Source organism: Mesorhizobium sp. LSHC420B00, assembly GCF_000503055.1.
Lineage (GTDB): Bacteria > Pseudomonadota > Alphaproteobacteria > Rhizobiales > Rhizobiaceae > Mesorhizobium.
The window spans coordinates 16,042-40,467 of the sequence record NZ_AYVY01000038.1 but is presented as its reverse complement, the minus strand read 5'-3'; the positions used below and the strand labels follow the sequence as shown (position 1 = coordinate 40,467).

The following is a 24,426-nucleotide window of genomic DNA, read 5'->3' as shown; positions in this document are numbered from 1 at the left end:
GCCGCGAGATCCTGGAGGGCATCATCCCGTTAGACATCCGCATCCAGTTTAGCCAGGCGCTGCCGGGCGAGGCGAACGCCATCTATCACCTCGTCGATCAGGCCGGCCTGGAAGGCATGGTATCGAAGCGCATCGGCAGCAGATATGTCAGCGGCCCGACCACAAACTGGCTGAAAACCAAATGCTACACGGTGGGCGAATTCGAGTTGCTCGGTGTCGAGTGGGAGCAAGGCAAGCCGGCTTTCGCCTTGATGGCGGAGCCCGGCACGCGGAAATATGCCGGCAGCGCTTTAGTCAGCGTCAATCGCGAGATGCGGGAACGGCTATGGAAGCGGGTGCAGGAGCATGCCGGCCCGCCGCCGAAGGACATGCCCAAACGGCCGGCGACGCAATGGGTCAAGCCGGGAATCAAAGCCCGGGTGAAGCACTTGCGCGGCGCAGAAGACCTTAGGCACGCGTCGCTGCAGGATTTCTGGGATGAGGACTAGAACGGCGTTTTGTGTCTCGAAGGCGCGACAACGCAAAGTTCACCGGCCCGGCCAAGCGCCGACTATTTGACAAGCGCGCAAATGGCGTATGCTGTCAGCGTCCAAGCTGTTGGGGACGTAGCGGCTACATGCGCTTGTGCTACCCACCCTGGAGCTGGGGAAGTAACCGGCAAGCTCCTAGAAATTAGNCCGGCCCGGCCAAGCGCCGACTATTTGACAAGCGCGCAAATGGCGTATGCTGTCAGCGTCCAAGCTGTTGGGGGCGTAGCGGCTACATGCGCTTGTGCTACCCACCCTGGAGCTGGGGAAGTAACCGGCAAGCTCCTAGAAATTAGAGCATTTGAATTTGACGCGCTGGCACCGCCACCTATGACGACTTTTGGCTTGGGACACCAAGCCTGTGCGGATTTGTCTGGGCTTGNTGACGCGCTGGCACCGCCACCTATGACGACTTTTGGCTTGGGACACCAAGCCTGTGCGGATTTGTCTGGGCTTGCATCACTCGCACTTGCATACTGGGTGATTTCCCAACCGCTGACGCCGTCCTTCCCCGCTGGACCCTCAGCCCCCATTGCACCCTTAGGTCCCTGCTTGCCGGGCAGACCTTGTGGACCGACAGGCCCTTGGGGCCCTGGGGGGCCTGCCGTTGCGCAACCTGCAAGCAAGGCAACACATGCTAGAGTGGCAATAATTCTCATAACCACCACCCCGGTTTCCCGGTGAGTTTGACGACCAAAACATTCGCCAAATCAAGCGAATGTACCACCACGCGATTGTCGTGGATAGGTGCGCGATCGGCGGCTAACGGAACGTCGCATATGCGCCGTGACGACGGGCAGCCAGCAATCGTGGCGTAGAGTGTTGACGCGCTTTCCTTGCGCTAGAGGGGCCAGCCCGCCCTCATCATAGCGCGCGCGATGGCAATCTGCGCCTCCACTTTCGCGTTTTCCTTCTGCGTCATGTTGTCGGCCGCGATCAGCCGCCTAAGAGACCGCATGATCTCCCCCCGCGTCCAGCCCGCATCTATCATGCAATCGACGATCGCCTGGAAACCAGGCTCCATAGCCTCCTGGCAATCGATCTCGCGGTCGGCATACTCGCCATGCCGTCTTGGCGGGCTGATCATCCAGGCTCCTCATAGCTATCGCTCGCCGTCGGCACACGTGAGATGGGCTTTTTGCTCTAGAACAGTTTACGGAGCGAAGTTGCCGGTGATGACTGCGAGAAAGAGAGCAACAGATCGGAACACTTGCCACGCTACAATCAAGCCCAGGCAGAACACCACAGCCCACGCAATCAGATTCCCCCAATTCTTTTCGACAGTTTCGACAGGAGTTGGCTTTCTTTCCCCTTCGGTCATGATCTCGCCCTTCGTTAAAGTCTGCCAACGGTTCGCCTTTGTCCCGCCTGGCTGACTGACTGATCATAGATGGGACCATCCAGATTGGTTTCGCGCGGTGCTGACATCTGCGACGTCATAGAGATTATTGCCAGCCAGAAGATAAGTCATCCGGCACGCCCTAGACATAGGCTTCGCCATTGGCACGGTGTTCAAAACAGAACCAATGAGATGGCTCCCTCGGATTGGCGAAGCCCCATCCTGCATCCCTGCCGCAGTCGGGATGCTCGCACCTATGACACTGAACGCCCGGACGTGTGATGGGCTCTATTGCCCCGGGAAGGCGGATCAATTCATCACTCATCGGGTTAGTTTCTCGGCTTAGTTGGTCGAAAGATTCCATAGCCGGTCTTGACGATCAAGGAAAATGTTCCTTTTCTGTTCTCATGGCGCACGATCCGATCGACACGCTGGGCAAGGCGACCCGGCACAACATGCGCGTCAAGGCGGAATGCAGCTGCGGCAATGTCCGCTACTGCCGCTCGGCCGACCTGATGATGGTGTATGGCGGCAGACCGCAGGCGACCGTCAAGAGTAGCTCAGTCTTGCCGCGGCTGCACCGGCCCCGTCCCGTGCCATCGGACGAAAGCCGCATCCTTGCCGGTGACGTCTTTCACCGATTTCAACAGGGCTTCATGAACCGCTCCAAGGGCTTGATAGTGGTCGCAGGTGGGCGATAGCAGCGGGCGGACGATGCTCTTGTGAAGCTCTTCCGCAGCCGCCATGAAGCGGTCGATCTCGACCTGTGAAAGTTGCTTAGAAAGTTTGTGTCTGGCCATTTTTGCGATCTTCGTTTGAGGATCGCCGCAACGGAGCTATGAGGACCATATTCCTATTGTCTCAGCAAGGGGCGACTGAGAATTTTCCCCAAGGCTAGTTCTCTGCCTCAAGCGACTTTCGCGCCAACTGAGCGCAGCGCCCATCTTCTCCACGCTGCGACGCGAATGGCATCTGGCGGACCGATGCGTCCTTGCATTAGCAAACTCTTAAATACGTTGCGGCACTCTTTCTTGTATTTCATTACGGTTGCAACGTGGGCGGGAAACAAGGTTGCGAAAGGACGCGCGATGAACCGACATGGCCCGAAGGATTGGGAGACCCAACGACCGCGCTGGCTACTGCCGCTTTTTGCGTTCACCATCATAGTGGGTGCTGGCTTTGGCGCCGCCTTGGCCTTCGTCACCTAGCTGACACGCCACGTTTGCTCGTCGTTCTGCGCCTTGAGGCTCGCCATGCAGGCGCCATTTACGGGCCATCCACCTAATGGGCGGTGTAAGCTCCGTCCACCAGATGGTAGCTCCCAGTGATAAAGCTGGCCTGATCGGACAAGAGGAAGCACACAAGAGCCGCTACCTCGTCCGGTTTCCCGCGCCTGCCCATCGGCTGAAGGGCTGCCATGCGCCGGATGGCTAATGCCTCCATTTGCTCCGATAAAAGAGGCGTTTCGATCCAGCCGGGGCCGACGACATTGATCCGGATGCCCATCCTAGCATATTCAATCGCCGCAACCTTGGTCAGCCCAACGACCCCGTGTTTCGCTGCCGTGTACGCGGACGCAGTTGGCAAGCCGACGGAACCGAGAACGGAGGACATGTTGACGATGGCGCCTCCGCCCCGATCCAGCATCGCGGCGATTTCGTACTTCATGCTGTAGAAAACGCCATTTAGATTGACGTTTATCAGTTTGTGCCAGTTGTCGAGCGGATAGTCTGCCGTTGCTTTTCGAATGCCGTCGATACCTGCATTGTTTACCGCCATATCCAGTCCGCCGCATTTCTGGACAGTGAACTCGATCAGCTTTTCCACGGCTGCCGCATCCGTGACATCTACCGCAAAGTCATAGGCCCTGCCGCCTTGCGAGCTTATTTCGGCGGCTCTGCAGTGCGCTGCCTCGGCATCAAGGTCGGCGACAACAATCTCGGCTCCTTCTTGCGCGAGTTGCCGTGAAACAGCCGCACCTATTCCGGATCCTGCGCCGGTCACAATCGCGACTTTACCATGGAAGTCAGGCTTCATCGTCTCTGTCCTATGCCAATTTTGACATAACCGAACAGAGGCAGACGGTTATCGCAAGAAGTTTCGCTCCAATTCGCTTGTCAATCCTGTGAATTCATTTTGCCACCACAAAGCGAGACTTGGCCCGCAGGCCTTGGAATGGTAGAGACGAAGGCGGCGGTAGATGACCAGTTTCCTAGCAGGTAGAAATGGAAGAACACCACATTGCGCGCCGGGGGCTCGTGCTGGGTAGTCTGGCTCTGATGGTCTCCGGATGTACGTCGACGTTACAACAGGTGGCGGACCCGATTTCATCCGCGTTCGGACCAAGGCGTGGCCTGAATCCTCGTTACCGACGGCAGCATGTGCGGTACGACGGAAACGAGCCGGCCGGAACGATCGTCGTCGATACTTCGCAACGTTTTCTCTATGCCGTCGAGACGGACGGGTGGGCGACGCGCTACGGCGTCGGCGTCGGCGAGCAGGGACTTTCGTTCAAGGGTACAGCGACCGTCGGCCGCAAGGCGGACTGGCCGTCGTGGACACCCACCGCCAGCATGATGAAGCGCAAGCCGCGCCTGGTGAAGTATGCAGGGGGGGTCCCTGGCGGACCAAACAACCCGCTTGGTGCGCGTGCCCTTTATCTCTATCGCGACGGGCGCGACACCCACTTCCGGATACATGGTACAAACGAGCCGTGGACGATAGGCACAGCGGTATCGAACGGGTGCATCCGTATGATCGATGACGACGTCATTGACCTCTACGACCGTACTCCTTTGGGCACGACGGTGGTGGTTGTTTGATGGTGGGCAGGCCTGATCTCCGTTGGATGGTGAACCTGCCAGCACGTCACCGCAAAGGTGCCGCCTGGAACCGGGTGCCAACTGTGTCATTTCTGCACTAGGCGTTGATGTAGATCGCGGGTAGCTTGGCGGGGCTGCATATTGTTTTTATTTGTGGCGATTCCATAGGCTGTTCCGCCCTCGGGGAAAGGATTGCTTGATGAACAGGATGTTGATTGTAATGGTTGCCACCCTCGCCGTTGCCAGCCTGAGCGGCTGCGCGAATGGCATGATCGGCAAAGGAAAGGGGAAGGCTCCTCCGCCGGAACCCGCTGCCGTAGAGGAGCCCGTGATTAAATAAGGACCGGCTTTCGGTTATTTGGGAGGGGCCGCCAGGCCCTTCCCAATCGATATGCAGGGGCCGGCCGGATTCGTAGCCTACGTGCGTTAGCGGGCATAGGTTGGCGCTAGGCCTGCGGTCCTCGGAGTTCTGGATAGATGACGCTAGTAAGTGGCCGTTCAACAATTGTGGCCCTGCTCGCACTTGTCGCAGCGTCATGTCAGTCGCAGGACAGCAAGCCCCAGCCGACTTTTGTGTCCAATGATAAGGCACTGAGAACCGCGGCGATGCCGGCGCGCGCGGCGGCGTCAACTCAAGCCCAGCGGTATTTCATCGAGTTCCGCTCCCGGTACGCCCTTACCTACGGCCATTCCTACGTGATTTTTGGACGATTGAACCAGGCCGGACGGATGGTCAACCCCGAAGTGGCGGGCCTCGCTCCGAAGTCCGGTGATCCCAATGTCTATGTTCTCGGCCATTTGGCGCCCGTGCCAGCCTCGACCGGGTGGACGGACGGCGACCTGGAAGATGCTTACCGGTCGGCAAGCTGGCGTGTATTACTTACCGAAGCCGAATATAGGAAAGTCGTCGCGAGCATACGAAGGCTGCAGGCCAGTTCTCCGCTTTGGCACGCGTCGCTCTACAACTGCAACGCATTCGTAGCGGACATCGCTAGATCCATGGGGTATAAGACCCCCGGTATCTGGCTCCGGCCGCAACAATTCATAACCAAGCTTCGGGAGATGAACGCGGGTTGAAATGCGATTGGCACAACCCGCTTTCGCGCCCATTCGCCCGGTTAAGTGCGAAGGGAACGCGCTCTGAATGTCTACGGTCGACAACTCGGACGGTGACATCGTTGCGACGGCTTATCATCGCCCCAGATCGAGAAAAGGCTCCGGTGACGTGACGTGACCATTGCTGTAGCCTCAGTTGGCGAGATCATATGGGTGATCGGCATCGTTGCTTGGTACGTGATCCGGTATCCGTTCGAGCGCCGGGCAAGGCGCGTGCGAATTGTAGCTGGCGGCAGCTCAAGTTCCGACACCGTCGGGCTTGTATCGGCTCTCCTTGGCCTGGCGATCCTGCCTGGCTTCTATGTCGCTACCGGCATCCCCGGAGCGGCTGATCATCCGGCCAGCGTGTGGTCAGTGGCGCTCGGAACCATCATCTTCTGCTCAGCGCTGTGGATTTTTCGCTTATCCCACAAGGAACTTGGCCGTAACTGGTCGATTACGCTCGAGATTCGCGAACGGCATGAACTGGTCAGCGCCGGGCCATACGCCTTGGTCCGTCACCCTATGTACACCTCTTTCCTGCTTATGGGGCTCGGCCAGCTCTTTCTGCTGCCGAACTGGGTTGCGGGCATATCGGGTTTGATTGGTTTCGCAGTCCTTTTCCTGCTGAGAGTGGATAAGGAAGAGCGTATGATGCTGGAGAATTTAGGCTCGCAATACCGTGTCTATATGGAAAGGACCAAGCGGATATTCCCTTATCTTTATTAGAGGTCGTTTTATGCGAGGCCGAGCCCTCAAGCTTTCCGCGCCCCGGCGCCTTGTTGGCGATCTGATGAGGTTTTCGATCGGCGTGCCACGGGTCGCGGTGCAGCGTCAGATGAATCTCGGCCCACTCGTAAGGGCTAGAATGGCGCAGCAGACCAGGCCCTCGTGGACCGCTATCTTCCTGAAAGGGTATGCGCTTCTTGCCCTAGAGATGCCGGAGCTGCGGCGCGCCTATGTCAAGTTGCCTTGGCCGCAGCTTTACGAGTATCCGGCAAGCGTAGCCTCGATTGCCCACGAGCGCGAATATGATGGCGAGCCGGCCGTTCTGCTGAGCTGCATCAAGTGCCCGGAGCGCTACTCCATCACGGAACTTGAGGGATCCATCCACGCCGCTCGATCACGGCCGATCCTGGAGGTCCCGGAGTTTCGGCGTGCCTTGCGGGTGGCAGGTGCGCCCGCGCCAGTCAGGTGGCTGCTTATGTGGCTAGGGTTAAACATCGCCCGGCAAAGGGCAAATTACTTCGGTACCTTCCAACTGTCCGTCTATTCTGGTCTCGGTGCGGAATCACTCAACCCGCTGACACCACTGACCACGCTTCTAAACTACGGTCCGATCGGCAAAGACGGATCGGTGAATGTCCGCATCCACTACGATCACCGGGTCATGGATGGAGCGAACGTCGCACGAGCACTGGAGAGATTCGAACAGATTCTGAACGGCACTGTCGCCAATGAAGTGGTGCTGCTCGGTCAAAGTGTTGCCGCTCCTGCAAGAAAGAGGAACGCGACATGATTTCGCACCGTGAATTCCGGCCAGCCGTCGTCGTGATTGGCGGCTCGGGTGGAATTGGCCGGGCAATTGCGAGCGTCGCTGCACGGGAGCGCGGTGCGGTTGTGCTGGTTGCCCGCTCGCCCGAGGGTTTGGCCGCCGCGGCGGCTGAGGTTCGGGAGGGGGGTGGCGAGGCATTCACGCTCGCGTTGGATCTCGTGGCAGGCGATGCGCCAACGCGCCTAGAGGACTTTCTGTCCGCACACGGCCTGGTCTGTGATGTCCTGGTCAACAGCGCCGGCTATGGCCTGCGGGGCGCGGCGACGGCGCTGCCTATTGATGGTCAACTCGGCATCATCGATCTCAACATACATTCCCTCACAGAACTGACCCTCCATTTTCTGCCGGGAATGGTGGCGCGCCGACGGGGCGGGGTGCTCAATCTCAGTTCCGTGGCCGGGTTCGTTCCCGGGCCTTATATGGCTCTGTACTTCGCTAGCAAAGGTTTCGTGCGCTTCTTCTCAGAGGCGCTTCATCAGGAGTTGCGCCGAACCGGTGTGACGGTCACATGCCTGGCACCAGGTCCGGTGTCGACGGAGTTTCTCGCAAGGTCAGGCGCCTATCAGACGGTGCTCTTCAACATCTTGCCCAAGGTGGATCCGGAGTATGTGGCCGAACGTGCGTGGCGAGGGTTCAAATCCGGTCGTCGCCTCGTCGTACCGGGAATCTCGGCCAAGTTGGCTGCCCTTGCGGCGGCGCTCCTGCCTTCCGCAGCGATGCTGCCCCTGGTCGGCCGGCTGCAACGCGGCGGCAATGATCCATGTCCTTGCGGTTCAGGTATGAAGTTCAAGAAATGCTGCGGTACCCGCCAGATCCAGCTACGCCGGGGCCTTCGGGGAATTATCCCCTGACCGGACCAGCACGCCACCGCTCGCCATTTCAGGAGTCGCTGATGGTCTTGGTTGCGGCTCAACGAACAAACGCCTTTCCGCTTGACCTGAGGTGCAGGGCGCATGGAGTTGCTCTCGGCTGGCGAGACCAAAGCCCAACTTTCCAACCCTGGCGCCCTCCAAGTCATTGAGATTGCTTGCATCTGAACCTGAGAACCAAAGATGCGAGGTTGACAGCTTTGGAGAATTGGCCAGAGAACGCCCATTCACGAGGAATAGCCGGCACGCGGTTGCCAGCTTTTCTTGAAAAGCCCGCAGTTCCGCGGGATATCGATCCTCCTGGGTCGAGGCAGAGAAAGTTGGGGCAGGGTGCGTTGGCGGAGGGAGAGTAACCGAAATCCAACCTTCTCCAGCAGAGCATGCTTGCGTTGGTGCCCTGGCCGGTCCCTCCGTCTTCCGTCCAATTCGTGCGGCTCGCTGCTTCCGGCAGCGGGCCGCTTCTTTCGCGCACGAGGCTGAAATCAGCGGCAGGTCGTCTGCTACTTTTTCTTTGTCGCCAATTGTGTCCGTCTGGACAGTATATGACGCGACGCTAATTTAATGCCAATGGCACGTTTTCTGTTGAGCCTCGTTTCGATTTTATTTTGCTGCACGCTTCTCCAAGCGCAAGCGTGGCAGCTTTTCGGCTTCAGGCAGTTTGGCTTCATATTCGAAGTTCCCCCTGGCTTTGTCCTGACGCAGCGTTCGGACCAGGGCGCGGAATTTCGGGGTGAAAACGATGCCCTTCTTACCGTGTGGGGCGCAAGGCTCGGCAAGCACAGTTTTCGCGCCGAGATCGAGCACCGCATGGTCGAGGATGAAAAGGAGGGCTGGAAACTGACCTATAGGCGCGTCACGCCGAGATGGGCCAGCTACTCGGGTATTAAGAACGAACAGATCCGATATGTCCGCGCCATTGCGGTCTGCAACGACCGTGCCGCGCTCTTTGTCATAAATTACAGCAGCGATGAAAAAATCCCGTACGATCCGATTGTGGTGCGAATGGTGCGATCCCTGAGGGCGGAAGGTTGCTGAGAACCCTTAAACAGTCCATCCATCGCAAACCCGTCATGGCGCTTTCCGCCGTTGCTTCGAATACTGATCGTCAGCCGGTCCATCGCCATGCTTCTTCACAATCATTCCTGACTACGAAGGCCAGCAGCGGGCAGCGCAATCGCGATTGGAAGCCAACTTTCGAACCAGGGGGCTGAAAGTGGCCCCTCCTTGGCCTGACAGAAACTAACTGCCCGTAGAACCGCCGAGAGAACGACGGCGGACCCTGGAAGCGGGCCATCGACACGATCCGCTACTGCTGTCTTGATCGTGCGGACGGGAAGTAGGAATAGAATGTAGTTCGTGACACGCCCATTCGTTTGGCAACGTCGGCGACGGGAATCGTACCTGCCTTTAGCATGGCGCCGGCGGGCTCAATATCTCCTGCACCAAGCTTCTTCCTTCGCCCACCTTTGCGACCGCGTGCCAATGCTGATCTAAGTCCTTCGACCGTTCGTTCGCGGTTCAAATCAAGGTAGTATTCAGCCATTGCGCCATGCATCTGCAAGGCGAAACGTCCATGTGCCGTTTCGCAATCGAAATGCTCGGTGAGGCTGAGAAACTTAATCTCCTGCCGTCGAAGCGTATCAATTGTGCGCATCATCTCGACGAGGGAGCGCCCAAGACGATCGAGTTTCCAAACTACAAGAACATCATCCGGTCGGAGGTAGGCGAGAGCGGATTTGTTTAACGTGCCCTACGTTGGGGCCGGTCAGTTCCAACTCTACATCGCACGCCTTAGCCCTCGCGGCGGCAAGGTGAATGGCGTTCAGCATGCTGCTAACTGTAGTCAAGCTGGGATTTGGGGCCAAGGTCACCATCGGGTAAGTGGCACCTTGTTTGTCCCCGTTCGCGAAGGTCGTGTCCTCCATACGGATTTTCATCTGCGCGCAATCGGCGACATGAAGTCGCCGCCAGACGGCAATCAAATCCGCCAATGTCGGTCGGCCTCGCGATAGGCAGCTATCAACGCCGGTCTTGCCAAAAGCGGCAGGGAAGACGCTGAAACCCGCGCCGCCTCCGAAGTTGTGAGGTGGTTCTGTGTAGCGGGGTCTTGGTGCGATAGGACCACTTGCCGGAGTGATCGCTCCGCCAGCTTCGATCCCCAGTGTTGCATGACCGTATCCCGCTCAATCGAATTGGCTAGGGCGGTTCATCAGGAAAGCCCCAGCAGGGATGCACTCGGATGGATCGCAGAAGGGCTGACCATCAGCCGGCTACCAAATCCACGTCACGGCTCGTCAAAAACGGCCCGCCCCCACGGTTCCCTGGAGGACCGCATTCGAAGACAACATCCGCGCCGCCCGGCAAAATTTCATGATCAGATGCGATCCGGTCAAGGACGTGTCCGGTCGAAGGTTCGACAGTGGCGGTCGCGCCCAAACGCGCGCCATTAGTTGGTATCAATCTTATCCATGATCAACCGCGAGGGTCGCATCTCATCGAGAAAAACCGTATTGCGCGCCGCCTGACGGCTACGACCGAAGCCAGCTGGTTCACCGGTATTCGGATTGACGTCGAACTTTGGAAAATTGCTCGAGGATATGTCCAGCCGCAGTCGGTGGCCGGCACGAAACAGATTGGCGGTTGCAAACAGCTCGATGCGAAGCCGCATGATCTCACCTGGCCTCACCAGCTCGGCTCTTTCGAATGAATGCCGGAACCGGCATCGGAAAATCCCGTCGGTCAGATTCAAGGCAAAGCCCGTCGGATAGTCCGCGCTCGGTGGATGAACGTCGATCAGCTTCGCCGTAAAATCGCTGTCAGGCGCATCGGTCGCCGCCCAGAGCTCCACTGCCACCTTGCCAAGCACTGTCAGATCGTTGACCAGCGGCTCTGTCTCGAACGAAAGGACGTCGAGGCGGGCAGAAAGCGGCAGGCCGAAATTTCGGCAGCCGAAGAACCTCTCGTCCTCCCTCTGGTCGAAGCCGCCGCCAGCGAAGATCGGTTGGCCGCTTGTCAGCGCGCCGCCTATGGTCGGGACTGGATCGGCGGGATCGAAATCATAGCTCAGCGGCGGGTCGTCGGGCGCAGGAAGGGACTTCGAGAGCCTGCCCTCGCGATGCAAGTAGTAGCTTAGCTCCTCCACATCGGGCAGCGGCCATTCTTGAGCCCTGATCCAGCGCCCGCCGTGATCGAGACGGCCCTCGGCGTTTTTCGTACCAGAGCCTCCGCCCATGACAAAAAGGCGGATCGGCTCGTTGTCGAGATCGTCCCCCGGCCCGCCCTTCAACCAGCGGTCGAACCAGCGGCGGCGAAACTCGAGCCAGCTTGCGCTCACATTGCCGCCGAGCGGAGCGTTCGGCCCGAAATCTACGTCGCCGGCAAAGGTCAGGTTGCGGTCGCCGTGCAAGCCCGCCCCCATGACCAAGGCGAGCGGCCGTTTGCCGTTGCGGGCAAGGCCAGCCAGGTTTTCGAAGGTTGTCGGGACATAGACATCGAACCAGCTCGAAATCAGGGCGATCGGAATATTGGGTATCGCGTCGTAAAAGCCGGCCGCATGAATGCCGACCTGCTGCCAGAACGCGTCAAAGCTTTCGTGGCGCCACTGTTCGAGGAGATAAGCCTCGTATTCCGGCGCCCAGCGAAGCGGCGATCGCCCCTCCGACCAAGGCATTTTGCTGAACCAGCGATGCAGGTTCTCGGCCTCGATCGCCTTTCGGGCTAACTCATCACCGGCGGCGATGGCTCTCTCCCGGGCTTCCCGGTAGGCCCAAGTCGCCTGTTTCAGCTCGAACGCGCCGCCCTGGCGGATGCCGCAGGTGAAAGCGTTCGAGAACCCGCCGGAATCGAGGATCATCGTAGCAAGTGCCGTCGGCGCGAGGCACGCCGCCGCCATTTGGGTGTGGGCGGCATAGGAAAGGCCCATGGTGCCGATCCGACCATTGCACCATGGCTGAGCCGCTATCCACGCAAGCGTGTCATAGCCATCCGGTCCTTCGGAGAGATATTTGACGAAGTTGCCTTCGGAGGTGTAGCGGCCTCGGCAGTCCTGATAAACGACGACATAACCATGACGCACAAAATGCTCGGCGACGGTCGCGCGCTCCATCGGCTCGCTCATACCGACTTCGAGCTCAGCGCGCGACGTCATCGCCTTGCCGTAAGGCGTTCGTTCGATGATGACGGGCGCAGGCCGGTCCAGCGCGCGGCCTTCCCTCGCGGGTCGGTAGATGTCTGTCGCGAGCCTGACCCCGTCGCGCATCGTCACCATGACGTCACGACAAAGCGCCATTTCATCAGTCACCGGCTGGAATGCCTGGCGGTCAGTCACTTGTATAATTCCCAGGCGTTCAAGAGGCGGCGTCGTTGAGATGGCAGGCGCTCTTGTGTCCGGCCGCAACCAACTTCATCCTAGGTACCTCGATCCGGCAGCGAGGCATCGTGTGCGGACATCGCGGGTGGAAGTGACATCCGTTCGGCGGCGAAAGCGGGCTGGGCAATTCACCCTTGATTGCAGCGAAGCTGCGTTTGGTGGTCTCGAGGCGTGGCACCTCGGCGAGAAGCGCCTGCGTATAGGGATGGTTGGCCCGCGCGAATATCTCCTCGGCCGGAGCCTCTTCGACGATGCGGCCGAGATACATAATCGCCACACGGTCGGAAATGTGCTCGACAACTCCGAGGTCATGGCTGATGAACAGATAGGTCAAGTTAAGTCTCTCGCGCAGATCCATGAAGAGATTCAGGATCTGCGCCTGGATGGAAACATCCAGGGCTGCCACGGCCTCATCGCACACCAGAAACTCCGGCTGCACGGCCAATGCGCGCGCAATGCCGATACGCTGGCGCTGACCGCCGCTGAACTGATGCGGAAAGCGATGCTTCAGCGCCGGATCCAGGCCCGCACGTCGAAACTGTTCATCCACAAAGACGCCGAGACCGCCCTCCACCAGACCATGAACGCGTGGTGCCTCGCCGACAATATCGGCAGCTTTCCGGCGGGGATTGAGCGAGGCATAAGGGTTTTGGAAGATCATCTGCACGCGCAGCTTGGCCTCGCGCCGCGCGGACGACGACAGCGTCTTCAAATCCTTGCCGCGCCACGATACCGATCCACTGGTCGGCGACACGATGCCGGCGACGATCCGCCCAAGCGTGGACTTGCCGCATCCCGACTCGCCGACAAGGCCCAGAACCTCGCCCCTGCGAACGACGAGGCTGACGCCGTCGACCGCCTGCACCCTTGCCGCTGGTTTGCCAAGTTTGAGCGAGATCGCCAGCCGGGCGGCGAAATCCGGTCGTGTGCCGAAGCTGTGGGAGATGTCGTTCAACTCGATCAGCGGCGCCGCCTCGGCAGAGCCCGCCAAGCCGTCGCCTTGAACACTTGCTGCAAGGGGTGTGGAGAAGGTCATTTGCGGAATTCCGGCAAAGGATGGACGCAGCGATGCTCGCGCATCCCCGCGGTGAACAGCGGTACCGCCTGGGCACACATGGCATCGGCGCGCGCGCAACGCGGGGCGAAAGCGCACCCTGTCGGTAGCCGCGCAACATTGGGCGTCATTCCGGGGATCTGATGCAGCCGCTCGCCACGCCGGTTACGGCTAGGAACGGAGCCGATCAACCCAGCAGTATAGGGATGCCACGGACTGCCGAGAACGTCCGACACCGACCCGGATTCGACGATACGACCCGCATACATTACAGCGATCCTGTCGGCGAGACGCGAGACGACGGCCAAATCATGGGTGATCCAGATCAGCGACGTGTTGTTCTGCGCCACGAGCTCTTGCATCTCGGCGAGGATCTGCGCCTGGATCGTCACGTCGAGCGCGGTGGTTGGCTCATCGGCAATGATGAAGTCCGGCCGGTGCAGCAGCGCGATAGCGATGACGACGCGCTGGCGCATGCCGCCGGAAAACTGATGGGGATAGGCCCGAAGCCGTTCGTCCGGGCTCGGAATCCCGACCATACCCAGCGCATCGCGCGCCCGCGCCCTGGCGTCCGCTCGCGAGACGTTTTCGTGCGCCTGTACCGCCTCTATCATCTGCGTATCGATGCGCAGGACCGGGTTCAGCGTCATCATCGGATCCTGGAAGATCATGGCCATGCGGCGGCCGCGCAGCGCTCGCATCTCCTCGCGGCTGGAGTGGGTGATGTCGCGGCCGTCGAACACTATCTGGCCGCCGACGATCGTCCCTGGCGGATCGACTAAGCCGATGATGGAGAAGCCGGTGACCGATTTTCCGGACCCGCTTTCACCAACGAGACCCAGAACCTCGCCGCGCGCGACACTGAACGAGACGCCGTCAACGGCTTTTGCCGCTCCGAAATGGGTCCGCAGATCGCGGACTTCGAGCACAGCCGCATTCATTCGCGCCCCCGCGGATTGAGCACGTCGCGGAGCCGGTCGCCGACGAGGTTGATCGCAACCACGGTAATCAGCAGCGCAACGCCAGGGTAGAAGCTGATCCAGGTCATGCCGGAGAGCATGTATTGGTAGCCGTTGGCGACCAGCAGGCCAAGGCTGGGCTCGGTGATCGGCACGCCAAGGCCCAGAAAGGACAAGGTCGCCTCCAGGGAAATGGCGCGCGCCACCTGCACCGTCGCGATCACGATCAGCGGCGGCAAGCAGTTCGGCAGCAGATGGACGAACAGAATACGCCATCGCGGAATGGCAAGCGATTCTGCGGCTTCCATGTATTCCTTGCGGCGTTCCGTCAATGCGGTGCCACGCGCTGCACGGGCGTAGGTCGCCCATTCGACGATCACCAGGGCGAGTACGACATTGAGTATGCCCTTCCCGAGAAAGGCAAGGATCATCAACGCGACGAGAATGGACGGGAAGGAGAGTTGCAGGTCGACGATGCGCATGATCGCTGTCTCGGTGCGGCCGCCTATGTAGGCGGCGAGCAGACCGAGCGATGCGCCGAACAGCGCCGCGAAGAGCGCTGAACTGACGCCGACACCAAGGGATATGCGCAAGCCGTAGATGATGCCGGAAAGCATATCGCGGCCTTGGTCATCGGTGCCGAGCCAATAGGTCATGCCGGCCATCGACTGCGAGCCGGGAGGCAGTCGGCTATCCATGATATCCAGTTGATTGAGGTCATATGGATTTTGCGGCGCGATAAACGGTGCGAGCAGCGCCAGCAGAACGATCGCCGCCAGCAACACCAGACCGGCGACGGCCACGGGCGAACGGAAGAACGCCCGCATAAGTATCCGGAACGGGGGCTCCTCACCTCTTTCAGCGTCGGTCGGCAGTTGCGGCGGCAAGGTGTCGACACTCATGTTACGATCCCTCGCCCTGGAGCCGCACCCGAGGGTCGAGTGCGGTGTAAGTGAGGTCGACGACGAGATTGATGATGACGAAGAAGGCGACGATCGCCATCAGGTAGGCAGTGATGATCGGACGATCGAGCACGTTGATGCTGTCGATGATCAGCTTGCCCATGCCTGGCCAACTGAAGACGCTTTCGGTGACGACCGAGAAGGCGACGATCGAACCGAACTCCAGGCCGACGATGGTCACCACCGGGATCATGATGTTCTTTGAGACATGGATGCCGATGACCCGCGTCTCCTTGAGTCCCTTGGCCCGGGCGAATTTGATGTAGTCGAGCGGCAGGACTTCGGCGACACCGGCGCGTGTCAGGCGTAGAATGAGGCAGGCATCGAACAGAGCGAGATTGAACGACGGCAGGATCAGGTGGGCAAGGCCGTCTTTGGTCAGAAATGCCCATTGGACGCCGAACAATTCGGCAGTCTGCCCGCGTCCGCCGCTCGGCAGCCATCCGAGTTGCACGCCGAAAAGCATGATCAGCACCAGACCGACCCAGAACGTCGGCAGCGAGAAACCAAGAATGCTGACAGTCATGATGATGCGACTGACGATGCCATCTGGCCGCAGCCCGGCATAGAGGCCGAGCGGCACGCCGACGACGATAGCAATGAGAATCGCTGAGACGGCCAGTTCGAGCGTTGCCGGCAGGCGCTGGAGGATCACCCCGAGCGCCGGCTCATTGTAAACGTAGCTCTGGCCGAGATCGCCATGCAGCGCCGCCTGAAGGAAGCGGAGATATTGCTGCCAAAGCGGCAAATCGAGTCCAAGTGCCTGGACGACGCGCGCACGCTCGATCTGGTCCGCATCGGGCGAGATCAGAATGTCGACCGGATCGCCAATGACGTTGACCGCGATGAAGACGATGACGGTCATGGCAAACATGACCATTGCGGCCTGAAACAGACGACGCACAATGGCAGCGGTCATGACGTCCTTCCCCAGCCCGCTTGCCCGGAAGTATCGCCGGTCGTGTGCGCAAGACCCGTCACGCCGGCACCGCGATAGCCATGCCGTCGCGTTGCGGATCGGCGCCGCCACGACAAACTCCGTCCTCGATCTGGATTCCGTGAAGAGCGGCAAAAGCGTAGCTCTGCCACGAGCGCTTCACCTCGTAGCCCTTGCCCTCGATTTCGTCGGTGACATAGCGCGGAATGCGGTTGGAGACGTCGATCGTGTTCGACACCGCCACGATCCGCGGGGCGGCCACCGCTTCCGGCATGCTCATGCCGAAATCAATGATGTTCATCAGGCCCTGGGCCATGGATGGCGCGATATAGCTGCCGCCCGGCGCTCCCATCACAATTACCGGCCGGTCATCCTTGAAGACAATGGTGGGTGCCGCTGAGCTGGCTCGCCGTTTGCCAGGGGCCAGCGATCCTGCCCTGCCCGGCCTCGGATCGAAGCGACTCATCGTTCCGTTATACATGAAACCCAAGCCATCGGTGATCGCTCCCGACGGACTGCCCAGCGTGTGGGTCAAGGCGACGGCATTGCCTTCCCGGTCGATCACCGAGATATGCGTCGTCTCGCGCGGCGACCGGTCGTCCACTCGCTGGACTTCGGCCCGAACCCCAGCCTTGATCTCGTCGGCCATTTGACCGCAATACTCCCGGGACAAAAGACGCCCGACCGGCACATCGACATAGGCTGGATCGCCGAGGTGTCGATCTTTGTCGATGGTCATGCGTTTCATCGCCTCTGCCAGTACGATGACATGCTCGGTGCTGCCGTGGCCCAGGGCACCGATGTCAAAATGTTCAAGGGTATGGAGCAGTTGCAGCATGGATATGCCGCTGGCGGGCGGTGGGCTGGTCGCGATATCGTAGCCGCGATACTCCCCCCAGAGTGGCTCGGCGGTAGAGAGCTGATAGTTGGCCAGGTCGTCTTTCTCGATCAGGCCTCCATTCGCGGCCATGTCGGCCGCGATTTCGTCGGCGATCTCGCCCTTGTAGAAGATATCAGGGCCAGCTGCAGCGATGCGCTCCAACGTATGCGCGAGGTCGGCGTTGACGACTATGTCGCCCGGCAGCTTCACCGTGCCGTCGGCGCGGAAATAGATGGCGCGTCCGGTCTTGCTGAAACCGAGCTTGTCGAGGGTCCGCACTTCACCGGTATCGACTCCGTCCTGCGCCCAATACCAATGGACATGCGGACGTACCATGAAACCTCGCCTCGCCTGCCCGGCCGCGGGTGCGATGACGTCGGCCCAATCGAAGGTGCCGTATCTCGCCAGCGCCTCCGCGTAACCCTTGACGCTGCCGGGGGTGCAGACGGCGAGATAGCCGACCTCGCTGATGCCGCCTTCCAGCAGAAAAGCGAAACCGTCGCGCGATTGGCCGACCAGCAGTTCGCTCCACATATCCGGGGAGGCCTTGAGCGGCGCCCTTGCATAGAACTCAAGCACCTCGTGCACGCCGCGCCGTGGCATATAGACCTGCATAGAGCCAAAGCCCCCAAGGCCGGACATTTGTGGATCCACGACGCCCTGCAAGAAAGCGCAGGCAATCGCCGCATCGACGGCGTTGCCGCCGCGCTTGAGCACGAGGGCGCCTGCCTCCACCGCTTCGGGCTGTGGCGCAACGATCATTGCATTCATCACGACGCGTTCCGTCGTTGCTTGAGTTCTTCTGCGAGGAAATCCTGGACGGGATCAAGAACCTCCAATCGGTCGTGGGAGACCCCCGGCAGCAAATCGAAGCGGACGCGCACGCCCACTTGCTCGAACGATTGACACAATGCCCTGAGGCGTTCCGGCCTCGTGCGGCCGGCATCGTTGGCTCCGGGCAGCCAGTGGGTCCCGCCTTCACGATGCGTGATTTCCCAAGTCTCCAGATCAGCGTCGCCGACAATCATCTGGACAGGCACCTTGGCCAGTACCGCGGCGTTGAAGGTGATACCGAACTTCTCTGGAAGATCGCGAATGCCTACCCACCAGTCCCGGGTCGGGTCGAGCAGGGTCACCGAGCCGGGCGCGCCGATCGAAGCCGCCCACAGCCGATCCGGATGCAGAATGGCGAAACGATGCGTGAAATGCCCGCCGCCGGAAAAGCCGAACATGGCGAAATGGCTCCAGTCCTGACGGTATTTGGCACTGACTTCCTCGACGATGGCGAGCAACGCTTGATCGTAACGGATGTCGCCTTCCAGCATGTATTTGTAACCGCTGCGGGCACCATCGCCCAGAACGCCCATTGGAAACACCGGGCACAAAATGGCGCAGTCATTCCAGCGCCCGAACTCGGCGAAACCGTCTCGGAAGTCCAGGAAGGAGGTTCGGCCAGTGCCGTGCATGGCAACCAGCAGATCGACCTTGGCGCCGTCTCCGACCGAGCGCGGTACATAGAGGCAATAGTGAAAGCGCGGATCTGATTTGGAAGCAAAGATTGCGGTCGCGCCAAGATCATAGATAGCGCGACCGGGATCCGCAACGAACCCAGTGGTAGTGCTCGTCAAGTCGACAACTCCTCAGGCAATCTCGGCGTTCATGGCCAGCGTGTACTGATCGGCCCGCGTCGTGAACTGAATATCCTTGCGGGCAGCCACCACGAGAACCTCGTGGTGCATCGGGATCAGGGCGACATCGTTGAAGACAATGTCGCTGATTTCCGACAGCATCTTTTCGCGCTTGGCATCATCGAGCGTCCGCTTGGCCACGGCGAGCTTGGCATCGACGTCGGGATTGGAGTAGCGGCCCGAATTGGCGATGCCCAGACCAGCGTCGGAATTCTGCGTCGCGATCAGCGCCGTCAGCGGGTTCGAAGTCTCGCCTGTGTTTACGCCCCAAGAATCCAGATTGAAGCTGAACGTATGCGCATCCGCTTTGTCGGCATAAACCGACCAGGGCATGACGTCGACGCTGACCTTCAAGCCGATGCGGGTGAGCATCTGGGCCACCACCTGCACGATCTTGGAGTCGTTGACGATGCGGTCGTTGGGTCCGTGGATCGTCAAGCCGAATCCATCTGGATAACCGGCCTCGGCGAGCAACGCCTTGGCATTCTGGGCATCGAACGGAATGGGCTTGATAGCAGCTGAAGTGCCCGGCGCGCCGACCGGCAGGAATTGCGAGGCAACGACAGCATTGCCCTGCATCAGGCGTTCAACGATGGCTTTACGATCGATGGCCATGGACAGCGCGCGTCGCACGCGCAGATCCTTCAGCGGGTTGCGGTCGAGTGGCTTGCCGTCCTTGTCGGTGATGAAGGGCGACACGTCCCTGAACGTGTCCAACGAGAAGAAGACGACCCGGCTCGAGACACCACGGACGACATGAAACCGCTCGTCCTTTTCGACGCGCGCAATGCCTTCATAGGGCACCTGCTCAACAAGATCGAGGTCGCCGGCAAGCAGGTTCGCAAGCCGCGCGCCGGCATCGGTGACGATGCGAAGCTCGACCTCTGGCAGAGCAGGCTTCGCGCCCCAGTAGTTAGGATTGGCGGAGAGTGCGACACGGTTACCGGGAACATATTCCTTCAGCACATAGGGACCCGTGCCGATCGAGGCGGTGCCGTTGTTGAACTGGTCGCTCGTCGCATCCTTGAACTTAGCGCGGATTATGCGAATGCGGCTGAGCGAATTGGACAGCAGGGGCTCCGGCTGCTTCGTCTCGATGACAAGCTTGCCGGCTTGAGGTGAGGTGATTGACTTGATGTTGCGCGTATAGGTCCGGAAGGAGGCCGTGCTTTCGATCGTGTTGGCTCGGTCAAAGGAGACAGTGATGTCGTCCACCGTCAGCGGTTCGCCGTCGCTGAAGCGCACGTCAGGCCGGAGTTCGAATTCCCAATGGGTGTCGTCGATCACGCGCCAGGCCGTCGCAAGCCCCGGTCTGGAGACTGATTTTTCGTCGTTTGTGACGAGCGTATCGTAAATATGTGTGGCAAGCGCATTGTTCGGAGCATTGCTCTTCAGATGCGGATCCAAGGTCGTCGGCGGAGCGGCCATGCCGATCCGCAACTGGCCTCTTGCAGCCGCCTGGGCAAGCCCTGTCCAACTGGTGCTTTGCAAAATAGCGGCACTGCCGAGCGCCCATCGCATCAGCGCACGCCGTGAAATTGTCCGGCTGATCATTCTCGTTTTTCTCCGTGTCCACTCTGGATAGTTCAGTCCGGAGGAGTTCTTTTTGCCGCCGCTTGCCATCGTCGTGCCCTCTTAAATTGGACCCGTTAACGGTGCCGGCCTCCTTCCATTGACCAGGCAGTTGAAAAACAAGGCCCTGCTCTTGTCAATACAGATAAACCGCTGTTTCACTAGACGAAACAAAATCGATAGTTTATATGGGTATGTGACGTTTTTGGGGGTGATCGAAGACATGACCGTTCAAGTAGAGACCCGATACACGGTGGATTCCGTCGATCGCGCCATCAGCCTGTTACAGACCGTCGCGGGCGAGGCAGACCTTGGTGTTTCCGAAATCGCGCGGCGTTCTGGCGACAGCAAGGCGCGTGCGTTCCGGCTTTTGCAGACACTGGTGCGGCGCGGCTTGCTGGCGCGCTCGACAGACGGAAAGGGTTATCGCCTCGGCCTCGCCGCACTGATGCTAGGGCATGCCGCCAGCGAACAGATGGACCTGATCCGCATCGCAACACCTGTGTTGGAAGAACTCGGCCGCGAGATCGGCGAGACCACGCAACTGCGAATCCGCGATGACCATGAAAGCCTCTGCGTCGCCAAATGGGAACCGAAGCGGGATCTTCGGGTTAACGCGATTGTAGGCCGGCGGCGTCCACTGCATGCAGGTTCGAGCAAGGCATTCTTGGCCCATATTGAAGATGACGAGCGCGAAGCCATTCTTGCCAGCCCCCTGAAGCGCTTCACCAAGAAAACCGTGACCGATCCCCAGCTTCTGCGGACCGGGCTTGAGCAGATTCGCAAGTCAAAATTTTTTGTCAGTCACGGCGAGATCAATGACGATCTGATTTCGATCACCGCGCCTGTGTTCGCTTCCCCTGGCAGGATAGTCGCAGCACTAAACATCGCTGCCCCGGAAAACCGCGTACCAGAAGAACGCATATGCGAACTCGGTGAAATGGTGGCCAAAGCCGCCCAGCGAATTTCTGCCGCTCTCGGTTTCCGCTCACCGGTTATGAAATGATGCAGCGAGCGCCCTCGGCAAAGGCCCGGTTGGGATCGAGAATCTCCTGGCTATGGCGCTCGCCTACTCGCAGGCGGAGGCGGCCCATCCAGGAGGAGGACTAGTTTTTAATGCAAGCTGAGTCTCTTCAAAAAGGGGTCTATGAACCTGTGTGGACCTAAAGGTACGCGGCTAGTTTGGGGCCGCGAGCAGACGGGTCAGCTTCTAGGATGAAGTCATCAGCAAGCGGACGTTCCGCTGGCGACCCTCGTTGCGGACCCAAGCAGCACAAACTATTGGCGGAGCTCAAAACTCGCAGTCTTGCATCGGTTGCTCGCCAGCAGTGCCGATCAGATGTCTTTATCGAGCGCAAAACGCTCGCAACGCTCGCCGTCGGACTCATTGATGAAGCTCTCCGATATGTTTGAAACCGAGCTTCGCAATATCCGCAGCGAGGGGAAATTGCGCGCCGCCGCCTTGGCCGTCACCTGTTCAACCGCCAGAGTCAAAGGCGTGGCGCAGGACTTCTATCTTCACTCTTCGTGCGCCATCTGTCACCGTCGCAATCCAACGTGGTAGTGCGGCCTAGCGCGTCCGTCTCTGTGGCAAATGAGGGTAGTTCCATGAACTATAACGATATCGACCTCAATCTATTGCGAGTCTTTAACGTGATGATGCGTGAAAGGAGCGTGACGCGCGCGGCTATCGAATTAGGCAGAACACAATCAGCTGTAAGCCACTCCCTATCGAAGCTTCGGTATCTATTGCAGGACGAATTGTTCACCAGAGATGGGGGCGAGATGCGGCCAACTCCTCGGGCAGTTGAGCTGTTGTCAGATATTTCTGCCGCGCTTGCAACGATCCGCGCATCGATCGATCGGCATCAGTTATTCAATCCAGCAACGACCCGACGTAATTTTCGCGTTGGACTTACAGATTATCATGCCATGGTTTTCATCCCAGGCCTCATTCGAGAATTTTCTAGGCAAGCTCCTGGCGCGACGCTGAACGTCATTCCCGCAAACGGACCTGAAATCGGTTCATCGGTCTATTTGAGACAAGTCGACTGTGCGCTGACGGGAGCAGCGATACGCGACGACCCAGGTCTCTTGAAGGTGGAGCTTGGCCAGGACCGATTGTTTTGCGCGGTGTGGAGTGGAAGCAAGATTGCCAGAAACGCAATGACATTGGAAACGTATTTGGCCAGTTCTCACCTCCAGATTTCCGCAGATGGCCTGGCAGAAAGCCTCGCGGATGCCGCCCTCAAACAGATGGGTCTTCGTCGCAAAGTCGTTGCGACCATCTCGAATTATCTGGTGCTGCCCTGGGCGCTTCGCGGCACTGAACTGATTACCCATTGCGGTGATGCCATCCTGCAAATGCTGGACGAGAGGAGTGAGGTGACGTTGGTCCCGCCACCCCTTCCCATATCGAATGTGAATGCCTGGCTTATTGTTCACCGCCAGATGGCGAATGACCCGGGGACCAAGTGGCTCCGGGAAATCATCGTGGGCATCGACAACGAGTCGCGGACCAAGAGACACCAAGGGTCGACCGTCGGAGCACCGGGGTCGGCCGCAAAATAGGTCGCGCGCGCTGTCGTCTGTTTTACCACTCAAGCGCCTTTTCACCTGCGAGGAGTGCTTCGCAATTATGCGCGACGCTCATTTTCATCATGAGAACAATCGATTTGACGAATACTTAACCTGGAGAGCACATTCCTTTCAAACAAAAACAGGGGAATTCCGAAATGAGATCAACGTTCAAGGGCCTTCTTGGCCTCGCTATCGCGTGCACCGCTTCCTCGGCGTGGTCCGCAACCCTCGACAATGTCAAGAAAAATGGCGTGCTGACGTGTGGCACAAATTCGGCCACCGCTGGCTTCAGCCTTCCCGATAATGAAGGCAAATGGACCGGATTTGTGGTCGACTATTGTCGCGCCGTGGCTGCTGCCGTGCTCGGGAATGCGCAGAAGGTTAAGTTCATCCCATTGACGCCAAAAGATCGCTTCACCGCCTTGCAGTCGGGGGAGATCGACATTCTTGCACACAACGCAACATGGACATCGTCGCGCGATACGTCTCTCGGCATACTTTTTGCGGGGACGTACTTCTATGACGGTCAGGGATTTATGGTGCGCAAGGCGGACAACATCGCATCAGCCAAGGGGCTCGAGGGCGCATCGATTTGCGTCACCCAGGGCACCACGACCGAGTTGAACCTTGCCGACTATTTTCGCTCGCAGTCGATCAAGTACACCACGGTTGGTTTCGCCGACGAGGAAGCTGTCGTGAAGGCTTACGAGGAGGGGCGTTGCGACGTCCTGTCGGCGGACACCTCTACCTTGAACGCATCGCGGCTTCGCATGGCCAAGCCGGACGACAGCATCGTTCTTCCCGAACTGATCTCCAAGGAGCCGCTTGGCCCGGCAGTGCGGCAGGGAGACGACCAGTGGTTCAATGTGGCGAAGTGGACGCTTTACGTCATGGTGGCCTCCGAAGAATACGGGGTCACCTCCAAAAACGTTGATGCGATGAAGTCGTCGGACAATCCCAGCATCCGCCGTCTGCTTGGACTGGAAGGCAGCATCGGCAAGGACATCGGGCTCGGCGACGACTGGCCGGTCGAGGTGATCAAACAGGTCGGTAACTACGGCGAAGTGTTTGATCGCAATGTCGGCAAGGACTCCCCGCTGAAAATGGAGCGTGGCATGAACGCGCTCTGGAACAAAGGCGGCGTTCAGTACGCTCCGCCGATCCGCTAGGCAAAGCATGGTTGCAAGGCGCTGGCGCGTTACCGCCAGCGCCTTGCAC

22 protein-coding genes and 2 pseudogenes are annotated in these 24,426 nt (G+C 59.5%); 13 read left to right on the top strand and 11 right to left on the bottom strand.

Annotated elements, in window-relative coordinates; translation table 11 throughout:
- Nucleotides 1-488, top strand: a pseudogene (locus X760_RS70135) (ATP-dependent DNA ligase); the annotation flags it as partial.
- A gap of 880 nt (nt 489-1,368) precedes the next feature.
- On the opposite strand, the gene X760_RS70125 reads toward X760_RS70135, so the two are convergent.
- On the bottom strand, nt 1,369-1,614 hold the full coding sequence (locus X760_RS70125; RefSeq protein ID WP_023722427.1) for a hypothetical protein: 246 nt from the start codon (nt 1,612-1,614) through the stop codon (nt 1,369-1,371).
- A 533-nt stretch (nt 1,615-2,147) separates the two neighbouring features.
- Between X760_RS70125 and X760_RS79240 the strand changes: the two genes are divergently transcribed.
- Nucleotides 2,148-2,567, top strand: a complete 420-nt coding sequence (locus X760_RS79240; RefSeq protein ID WP_156948289.1) for a hypothetical protein — start codon at nt 2,148-2,150, stop codon at nt 2,565-2,567.
- A gap of 580 nt (nt 2,568-3,147) precedes the next feature.
- Here X760_RS79240 and X760_RS70120 read toward each other — a convergent pair.
- Complete coding sequence (locus X760_RS70120) at nt 3,148-3,903, bottom strand: SDR family NAD(P)-dependent oxidoreductase (RefSeq protein ID WP_023722425.1); 756 nt, start codon at nt 3,901-3,903, stop codon at nt 3,148-3,150.
- Between the two features lie 188 nt (nt 3,904-4,091).
- Between X760_RS70120 and X760_RS0139925 the strand changes: the two genes are divergently transcribed.
- The 7 genes from X760_RS0139925 (at nt 4,092) to X760_RS70090 (ending at nt 9,242) form a co-directional block, all read left to right on the top strand.
- A complete protein-coding gene (locus X760_RS0139925) occupies nt 4,092-4,688 on the top strand; it encodes a L,D-transpeptidase (RefSeq protein ID WP_031195120.1) in 597 nt (198 codons plus the stop codon).
- 199 nt (nt 4,689-4,887) lie between these two features.
- Nucleotides 4,888-5,028 (top strand): hypothetical protein, encoded by a 141-nt coding sequence (locus tag X760_RS78475; RefSeq protein ID WP_023722423.1) that lies wholly within the window; start codon nt 4,888-4,890, stop codon nt 5,026-5,028.
- A gap of 137 nt (nt 5,029-5,165) precedes the next feature.
- Nucleotides 5,166-5,765: a hypothetical protein gene (locus X760_RS70110; RefSeq protein WP_031195118.1), complete on the top strand. Its 600-nt coding sequence runs from the start codon at nt 5,166-5,168 to the stop codon at nt 5,763-5,765.
- A gap of 159 nt (nt 5,766-5,924) precedes the next feature.
- The gene (locus tag X760_RS70105; RefSeq protein WP_031195116.1) at nt 5,925-6,512 is read left to right on the top strand and encodes a protein-S-isoprenylcysteine O-methyltransferase; all 588 of its coding nucleotides are present in this window, start codon (nt 5,925-5,927) and stop codon (nt 6,510-6,512) included.
- Nucleotides 6,513-6,522: 10 nt separating this feature from the next.
- A complete protein-coding gene (locus X760_RS70100) occupies nt 6,523-7,302 on the top strand; it encodes a hypothetical protein (protein ID WP_023722420.1) in 780 nt (259 codons plus the stop codon).
- Nucleotides 7,299-8,189, top strand: coding sequence for an SDR family NAD(P)-dependent oxidoreductase (locus tag X760_RS70095; protein ID WP_023722419.1), 891 nt, complete (start codon nt 7,299-7,301; stop codon nt 8,187-8,189). The genes X760_RS70100 and X760_RS70095 overlap by 4 nt, the downstream gene beginning before the upstream one ends.
- 585 nt (nt 8,190-8,774) lie before the next feature.
- Nucleotides 8,775-9,242 carry a hypothetical protein gene (locus X760_RS70090; protein WP_031195114.1) on the top strand — a complete coding sequence of 156 codons (468 nt, stop codon included), beginning with the start codon at nt 8,775-8,777 and terminating at the stop codon, nt 9,240-9,242.
- 271 nt (nt 9,243-9,513) lie between these two features.
- Here X760_RS70090 and X760_RS75640 read toward each other — a convergent pair.
- From X760_RS75640 to X760_RS70045, 9 genes and pseudogenes are all read right to left on the bottom strand, one after another.
- Nucleotides 9,514-9,945: pseudogene (locus X760_RS75640) on the bottom strand (recombinase family protein); the annotation flags it as partial.
- Nucleotides 9,946-10,653: 708 nt separating this feature from the next.
- Nucleotides 10,654-12,534: a CocE/NonD family hydrolase gene (locus tag X760_RS70080; protein ID WP_245278753.1), complete on the bottom strand. Its 1,881-nt coding sequence runs from the start codon at nt 12,532-12,534 to the stop codon at nt 10,654-10,656.
- Between the two features lie 19 nt (nt 12,535-12,553).
- A complete protein-coding gene (locus X760_RS70075; RefSeq protein WP_023722415.1) occupies nt 12,554-13,612 on the bottom strand; it encodes an oligopeptide/dipeptide ABC transporter ATP-binding protein in 1,059 nt (352 codons plus the stop codon).
- Entirely contained in the window at nt 13,609-14,571 is a 963-nt protein-coding gene (locus X760_RS70070) for an ABC transporter ATP-binding protein (RefSeq protein ID WP_023722414.1), read from the bottom strand. Before X760_RS70070 ends, X760_RS70075 begins: the two co-directional genes overlap by 4 nt.
- The gene (locus X760_RS70065) at nt 14,568-15,491 is read right to left on the bottom strand and encodes an ABC transporter permease (RefSeq protein ID WP_084643072.1); all 924 of its coding nucleotides are present in this window, start codon (nt 15,489-15,491) and stop codon (nt 14,568-14,570) included. Before X760_RS70065 ends, X760_RS70070 begins: the two co-directional genes overlap by 4 nt.
- A gap of 1 nt (nt 15,492) precedes the next feature.
- Nucleotides 15,493-16,470, bottom strand: a complete 978-nt coding sequence (locus X760_RS70060) for an ABC transporter permease (RefSeq protein ID WP_023722412.1) — start codon at nt 16,468-16,470, stop codon at nt 15,493-15,495.
- A gap of 58 nt (nt 16,471-16,528) precedes the next feature.
- Nucleotides 16,529-18,142 (bottom strand): gamma-glutamyltransferase, encoded by a 1,614-nt coding sequence (gene ggt / locus X760_RS70055; RefSeq protein ID WP_031195105.1) that lies wholly within the window; start codon nt 18,140-18,142, stop codon nt 16,529-16,531.
- Nucleotides 18,139-18,996 carry a hydrolase gene (locus X760_RS70050; protein ID WP_023722410.1) on the bottom strand — a complete coding sequence of 286 codons (858 nt, stop codon included), beginning with the start codon at nt 18,994-18,996 and terminating at the stop codon, nt 18,139-18,141. The genes ggt and X760_RS70050 overlap by 4 nt, the downstream gene beginning before the upstream one ends.
- A 12-nt stretch (nt 18,997-19,008) precedes the next feature.
- Nucleotides 19,009-20,610, bottom strand: coding sequence for an ABC transporter substrate-binding protein (locus X760_RS70045; RefSeq protein WP_023722409.1), 1,602 nt, complete (start codon nt 20,608-20,610; stop codon nt 19,009-19,011).
- A gap of 130 nt (nt 20,611-20,740) precedes the next feature.
- Here X760_RS70045 and X760_RS70040 point away from each other — a divergent pair, with 130 nt between their 5' ends.
- From X760_RS70040 to X760_RS70030, 4 genes are all read left to right on the top strand, one after another.
- On the top strand, nt 20,741-21,634 hold the full coding sequence (locus X760_RS70040) for an IclR family transcriptional regulator (RefSeq protein ID WP_156948287.1): 894 nt from the start codon (nt 20,741-20,743) through the stop codon (nt 21,632-21,634).
- A gap of 384 nt (nt 21,635-22,018) precedes the next feature.
- Entirely contained in the window at nt 22,019-22,192 is a 174-nt protein-coding gene (locus X760_RS76800) for a hypothetical protein (RefSeq protein WP_156948285.1), read from the top strand.
- Nucleotides 22,193-22,236: 44 nt separating this feature from the next.
- Nucleotides 22,237-23,199 (top strand): LysR family transcriptional regulator, encoded by a 963-nt coding sequence (locus X760_RS70035; RefSeq protein ID WP_023722406.1) that lies wholly within the window; start codon nt 22,237-22,239, stop codon nt 23,197-23,199.
- 164 nt (nt 23,200-23,363) lie between these two features.
- Complete coding sequence (locus tag X760_RS70030; protein WP_023722405.1) at nt 23,364-24,377, top strand: amino acid ABC transporter substrate-binding protein; 1,014 nt, start codon at nt 23,364-23,366, stop codon at nt 24,375-24,377.
- Nucleotides 24,378-24,426 lie beyond the last annotated feature (49 nt).

What these genes read in the sequence shown, in the direction of transcription:
- X760_RS70065 (WP_084643072.1), bottom strand. Translation starts at nt 15,491, where the DNA reads ATGAGTGTCGACACCTTGCCGCCGCAACTGCCGACCGACGCTGAAAGA.
- X760_RS70090 (WP_031195114.1), top strand. Translation starts at nt 8,775, where the DNA reads ATGGCACGTTTTCTGTTGAGCCTCGTTTCGATTTTATTTTGCTGCACG.
- X760_RS70120 (WP_023722425.1), bottom strand. Translation starts at nt 3,903, where the DNA reads ATGAAGCCTGACTTCCATGGTAAAGTCGCGATTGTGACCGGCGCAGGA.
- X760_RS70100 (WP_023722420.1), top strand. Translation starts at nt 6,523, where the DNA reads ATGCGAGGCCGAGCCCTCAAGCTTTCCGCGCCCCGGCGCCTTGTTGGC.
- X760_RS70030 (WP_023722405.1), top strand. Translation starts at nt 23,364, where the DNA reads ATGAGATCAACGTTCAAGGGCCTTCTTGGCCTCGCTATCGCGTGCACC.
- X760_RS70095 (WP_023722419.1), top strand. Translation starts at nt 7,299, where the DNA reads ATGATTTCGCACCGTGAATTCCGGCCAGCCGTCGTCGTGATTGGCGGC.
- X760_RS78475 (WP_023722423.1), top strand. Translation starts at nt 4,888, where the DNA reads ATGAACAGGATGTTGATTGTAATGGTTGCCACCCTCGCCGTTGCCAGC.
- X760_RS70110 (WP_031195118.1), top strand. Translation starts at nt 5,166, where the DNA reads ATGACGCTAGTAAGTGGCCGTTCAACAATTGTGGCCCTGCTCGCACTT.
- X760_RS70045 (WP_023722409.1), bottom strand. Translation starts at nt 20,610, where the DNA reads ATGATCAGCCGGACAATTTCACGGCGTGCGCTGATGCGATGGGCGCTC.
- X760_RS70075 (WP_023722415.1), bottom strand. Translation starts at nt 13,612, where the DNA reads ATGACCTTCTCCACACCCCTTGCAGCAAGTGTTCAAGGCGACGGCTTG.
- X760_RS70070 (WP_023722414.1), bottom strand. Translation starts at nt 14,571, where the DNA reads ATGAATGCGGCTGTGCTCGAAGTCCGCGATCTGCGGACCCATTTCGGA.
- X760_RS0139925 (WP_031195120.1), top strand. Translation starts at nt 4,092, where the DNA reads ATGGAAGAACACCACATTGCGCGCCGGGGGCTCGTGCTGGGTAGTCTG.
- X760_RS76800 (WP_156948285.1), top strand. Translation starts at nt 22,019, where the DNA reads ATGAAGCTCTCCGATATGTTTGAAACCGAGCTTCGCAATATCCGCAGC.
- X760_RS70035 (WP_023722406.1), top strand. Translation starts at nt 22,237, where the DNA reads ATGAACTATAACGATATCGACCTCAATCTATTGCGAGTCTTTAACGTG.
- X760_RS70060 (WP_023722412.1), bottom strand. Translation starts at nt 16,470, where the DNA reads ATGACCGCTGCCATTGTGCGTCGTCTGTTTCAGGCCGCAATGGTCATG.
- X760_RS70125 (WP_023722427.1), bottom strand. Translation starts at nt 1,614, where the DNA reads ATGATCAGCCCGCCAAGACGGCATGGCGAGTATGCCGACCGCGAGATC.
- X760_RS79240 (WP_156948289.1), top strand. Translation starts at nt 2,148, where the DNA reads ATGGGCTCTATTGCCCCGGGAAGGCGGATCAATTCATCACTCATCGGG.